Source organism: Fibrella rubiginis, from assembly GCF_017353185.1.
Taxonomy (GTDB): Bacteria; Bacteroidota; Bacteroidia; order Cytophagales; family Spirosomataceae; genus Fibrella; species Fibrella rubiginis.
On the sequence record NZ_JAFMYV010000030.1, the window covers coordinates 1 to 1,952 of the forward strand.

General features: G+C 41.8%; 4 protein-coding genes. All 4 read left to right on the forward strand.

The genetic code is table 11. The annotated features are described in order from the left end of the window. Positions 1–402: hypothetical protein (locus tag J2I47_RS26310; RefSeq protein ID WP_207367615.1), on the forward strand; the 402-nt coding region annotated here is incomplete at its 5' end. Then, positions 399–839, forward strand: a complete 441-nt coding sequence (locus J2I47_RS26315; RefSeq protein ID WP_207367616.1) for a hypothetical protein — start codon at positions 399–401, stop codon at positions 837–839. The genes J2I47_RS26310 and J2I47_RS26315, both read left to right, overlap by 4 nt. A gap of 133 nt (positions 840–972) precedes the next feature. Next, complete coding sequence (locus J2I47_RS26320) at positions 973–1,305, forward strand: polymorphic toxin type 30 domain-containing protein (protein ID WP_310587750.1); 333 nt, start codon at positions 973–975, stop codon at positions 1,303–1,305. Beyond that, entirely contained in the window at positions 1,289–1,717 is a 429-nt protein-coding gene (locus J2I47_RS26325; protein ID WP_207367618.1) for a hypothetical protein, read from the forward strand. Before J2I47_RS26320 ends, J2I47_RS26325 begins: the two co-directional genes overlap by 17 nt. Positions 1,718–1,952 lie beyond the last annotated feature (235 nt).

Genomic DNA, 1,952 nt, shown 5'->3' on the forward strand with positions numbered 1-1,952 from the left:
AAAAAGCTGCCAGTCAAGCCTGTATTTTTGACTGCCGCCGATGAACTGGCTGATATTCGCCTACAGGGACGGCCCAGAGCCGATATTGAAGCCGACCTTATAAGTCGTGGTTATACGTCTGTTCCAGCAAACAGCGGTGGGAAAGTGTGGACCAAAAGTATGCCTGATGGCAAAACAGCGTCCGTGAGAATTGATCCTGCTATGAATAGGCAACCACCTCTGGGGTACGCCGATGAGGTAGTTCATGCACATAAAGAGATCGTACCTACTGCCAATGTCCGTGCAGGCAATTATGGCCCACCTGGCACATCTGGAAGCGTATCACTTGATGAAGCAGGTAATGTGATTTCTAGTCCTAATAGCAATGCTGGCCGTAGGGCAGCACATATTCCAATACGATGATAAACGACGAATTAGTGCAAGTAATGACTTTGACCTCCTACGAGGATCGTCAAGCAAAGTTATCTATCATAATTAGTAAATATAAAAACGAAGATCCATTTACTACAGCTTCTGCCGGAGCGATTATTTCTTCGTTTCAAACTCAGGGAATGAGCAGAGTTGATGCTATTAATAGTTGCATGTCACTTTGTGAAGAAATTGCCACTATTGATAAAAGTCAGGGTTTATACCTCATGATACAGCTATACACTCAAACTATAAATGATTACGTACACCATGTGTGGGATGCAGTTGAAATATATCTTTTCGAAAACCCAAGTCCAAGTGTGGTAAATTACTTAAACTATCTGACAAGTATAACGGATGATTTGTCATTACAGAAATTGTATCAAAATTGGGCAACTGGTATTACACAAGAACTAACGGATATAGGCTAAAGCATAGCGGTGTCCTATCAGGATGACTGATGAGTAATTCTTTGCCTAGCCTAGGGTGCTAATACGCTCAAGCAGTTGATGCAAAAAGCCACGAACGCCAAAGCCCATCAACTCGTTATCTAACCCACAGGACATTCTCGACGAAGCTCTCCGCAGGCAGGGTATGCAAACGGGTGATCCCTACACGGCAGGTTACAAAGAGAAGTGGTCGGAAAACGGCTATGATTATGAAGTACGTATTCACCAGCCACCACCCAATGCTCCTGTTGGATCAAACTCAGCTAAGGGCCCTACCTATCGGATTCGGCGAAAGGCACAAGGTCTTGATGCAAATGGGCAAGGCAAGGGTTTTGAATTCATGGATGATAAAGGAGTTTGGCACAGAGAGTCAAATATAAAGGCGGGTAATCCGCCGCAAGCGGCAAACGACACACACATTCCCCTCCCAAATGGAACAATTAAGTGAGCAGGAACTGGTAATTAATCAGGCATTGAGTAAAATGCCTTGGTGTGATTGCCAAATCATACCAGGCAATTATGGCAGTCTTGTTTTAGCTGTGAGCGAAGATCTAACGTACTTCCACACCATTGAAGTTATTTTTAATAATGTTAGTTTCTCAAAGATCAATCACTGGTTTTCAGTAGATCCTAAAAAAGGTTTGTTTCAGTTACTGTCTGAAGACGAAAGGACATTACTTAACAGAGAATTTCGTATCGAGATGGATTTTCGTCTATTTAAATTAATTGACGAAGAAAATGTCAATTATTACGTTGCTGCAAAGAGCGTTTCTGTTAATTACGATTCTGTTCTATACTATTACAAAGAGGATTTGACTCCAAGCCAGCGTATCGCTAGTTGGATTACTAAACCACAATGAGTACACTTTGACAACAGTAACCTGATTGGAATTTCGCTACCGAATTTGGCAAGTGACCGGTGGCCAAATTCGGTAATTGTTAAAAATTTTCGAAAACATGTCCGTTGCTTTTCACATTCCTAATATGCCGGACTCTGTATATGTACCGATAGCATCGGAAGTTTTTTTTAGTAAATACTGGATAAAAAAGTCTATTCTTGAAGAATTGCGTTATGTTCCTCAATTTGGAATGGGC

What these genes read in the sequence shown, in the direction of transcription:
- J2I47_RS26315 (WP_207367616.1), top strand. Translation starts at nt 399, where the DNA reads ATGATAAACGACGAATTAGTGCAAGTAATGACTTTGACCTCCTACGAG.
- J2I47_RS26325 (WP_207367618.1), top strand. Translation starts at nt 1,289, where the DNA reads ATGGAACAATTAAGTGAGCAGGAACTGGTAATTAATCAGGCATTGAGT.